Raw genomic sequence first — 2,737 nt, forward strand, 5'->3', positions numbered from 1 at the left:
GCGTCCGGGCCCGGGGACGGCGGGGGCGACGCCGCCGCGGCGGCCCGCGCGCTGCGCGACCGCGCCCTGCTGGAGCTGCTGTACGGCTCGGGCGCGCGCATCTCCGAGGCCGTCGGCCTGGACGTGGACGACGTGGACCTCGGCGAGGGCTTCGCGCGCGTCTCCGGCAAGGGCGGCAAGACCCGGATCGTCCCGATCGGCGAGTACGCGCGCCGCGCCGTGGAGGCGTACCTGGTGCGCGCGCGCCCCGAACTGGCCCGCACCGGACGCGGCGGACCGGCGCTGTTCCTCAACGCGCGCGGCGGGCGGCTGTCGCGCCAGGGCGCCTGGATGGTGCTGCGCGCCGCCGCCGACCGCGCCAAGCTGACCGACGTGTCGCCGCACACACTGCGGCACTCGTTCGCGACCCATCTGCTGGACGGCGGGGCCGACGTCAGGGTCGTCCAGGAATTGCTGGGACACGCCTCGGTCACGACCACTCAGGTCTACACTCTGGTCACGGTTCAACTGTTGCGCGAGGTCTACACCACGTCTCATCCGCGGGCTCGCGGCTGACAAAACGCGACGCATCGACCGCGAGTCGAGTTGAGACGGCGGCGGCGGGGTCATAGAGTCCCCGGACTGGTAGGCATCTTCGGCCGCCGGGGAGGGATCTGGTGACCAGCACTGAGGCTGCGGACGGCATGCTGTCCTCCGCCACCATCGAGACCGATCCGAGTCGTGCCCTGGGGCCGACGCAACGTCCCGTCCCGGTCTTCCCGGAGCCCGAGCCCCTCGCGGAGCACGGGCCCGCGCGGATCGTGTCGATCTGCAACCAGAAGGGCGGCGTCGGCAAGACGACCACCACCATCAACCTGGGCGCGGCGCTGGCCGAGTACGGCCGCCGGGTGCTGCTGGTCGACTTCGACCCGCAGGGGGCGCTGTCGGTCGGCCTCGGCAAGGGCGACCCGCGCCAGCTCGAGGTGACCATCCACAACCTGCTGCTCGAGCGCGACACCGAGTGGGAGGACGTCGTCATCGAGACCGGCGTCGACGGGATGGACCTGCTGCCGTCCAACATCGACCTGTCCGGCGCCGAGGTCCAGCTGGTGCACGAGGTCGGCCGCGAGTACATCCTCGCGGGCGCGCTGAAGTCGGCCGTGCCGCACTACGACTACATCCTCATCGACTGCCAGCCGTCGCTGGGCCTGCTGACCGTCAACGCGCTGGCCGCCAGCGAGGGCGTGCTGATCCCGCTGGAGTGCGAGTACTTCGCCATGCGCGGCGTCGCGCTGCTCATGGAGACCATCGACAAGGTCCAGCAGCGCATCAACCCGTCGCTCGCCATCGACGGGGTGCTCGGCACGATGTACGACTCGCGCACCCTGCACACCCGCGAGGTGCTCGGCCGCATCGTCGAGGCGTTCGGCGACAAGGTCTTCCACACCGTGATCAACAGGACCGTCCGGTTCCCTGACGCGACCGTCGCGGGCGAGCCGATCACCTACTTCGACCCGTCCTCGATGGGCGCCAACGCCTACCGGAGCCTGGCCCGCGAAGTGCTCGAACGCTGGAATCCGGAGGACTGAGCGGGCCGCGGCGTCCGTTACCGTTACTCCCTGTGCACCCGCCCGCCCCCGCGCCGACCCAGGCCGACGAGAAGGCCGACCTGATGGCCGACGCTCCCGACGACACCGCCGTCCCCGGCGGCACCGCGGGCGCGCCCACCGGTCCCACGGGCGAGGGCCCGGCCGACAGCGCCGCCGAAGGCACGGGTGGGAGCGCCGAAGGCGCGAGTGAGGGCGCCGCCGACGGCACAGGGGAAGGCACCGGCGAGGGCGCGGGCGAGGAGGACGGCGGCAAGGGGTTCCGGGTCGAGCTGGAGAACTTCCAGGGGCCGTTCGACCTGCTGCTCGGCCTGATCTCCAAGCACAAGCTCGACATCACCGAGGTGTCCCTGCACAAGGTCACCGACGACTTCATCGCGCACATCCGCGCCCACGGCAGGGACTGGGACCTCGACCAGGCCAGCCACTTCCTGCTGGTGGCGGCCACCCTGCTGGACCTCAAGGCGGCCCGGCTGCTGCCGTCCGGCGAGGTGGACGACGAGGAGGACCTCGCCCTGCTGGAGGCCCGCGACCTGCTGTTCGCCCGGCTGCTGCAGTACCGCGCCTACAAGGAGGTCGGCAAGTTCCTCACGGCGCGGATGGCCGAGGCGTCCCGCCGGTTCCCGCGGCTCGTCCCGATGGAGCCGCGGTTCGCCAACCTGCTGCCCGAGGTGCTGATCGGGCTCGGCCCCGACCAGTTCGCCCGGCTCGCCGCCAAGGTCTTCGCGCCGAAGGCCCCGCCCGGCGTGAACGTCGAGCACATGTACCAGCCGAAGGCGAGCGTCCGGGAGCAGGCCGAGATCGTCGTCGCCAGGCTCCGCGCGCTGCGCCGGGCCACGTTCGAGCAGCTCACCGACGACGCCGAGGGCACCTTCGAGATCGTCGCCCGGTTCCTGGCCCTGCTGGAGCTGTACCGCGAGCGCGCCGTGGCCTTCGAGCAGGACGAGCCGCTGAGCGTCCTGACGGTCACCTGGACCGGCGCCGACGACGGGGAGATCGAGGTCGGCGACGACTACGAGGGCTCCCGCGAACCGCAGGCCGGGCCGTCCGGCGAGACCGAGGAAGGCACCGATGACTGACCGCCCCGAGGACCACCCGGCCCCCGAGGCCGCGCCCGCCCCGGCGCCCGACCCCCGCCCCGCCCCGCCGCC

3 protein-coding genes are annotated in these 2,737 nt (G+C 72.5%); all 3 read left to right on the forward strand.

From position 1 onward, the window contains the following. Positions 1-555 (forward strand): tyrosine-type recombinase/integrase (locus DZF91_RS42265; protein ID WP_147341378.1); only part of this gene is annotated, 555 nt, incomplete at its 5' end. A 128-nt stretch (positions 556-683) separates the two neighbouring features. Next, positions 684-1,568 carry a ParA family protein gene (locus tag DZF91_RS25405; protein ID WP_235834548.1) on the forward strand — a complete coding sequence of 295 codons (885 nt, stop codon included), beginning with the start codon at positions 684-686 and terminating at the stop codon, positions 1,566-1,568. Positions 1,569-1,600: 32 nt separating this feature from the next. Continuing rightward, complete coding sequence (locus tag DZF91_RS25410) at positions 1,601-2,665, forward strand: segregation and condensation protein A (RefSeq protein ID WP_235834547.1); 1,065 nt, start codon at positions 1,601-1,603, stop codon at positions 2,663-2,665. Positions 2,666-2,737 lie beyond the last annotated feature (72 nt).

Source organism: Actinomadura logoneensis, assembly GCF_003428695.1.
GTDB lineage: Bacteria > Actinomycetota > Actinomycetes > Streptosporangiales > Streptosporangiaceae > Spirillospora > Spirillospora logoneensis.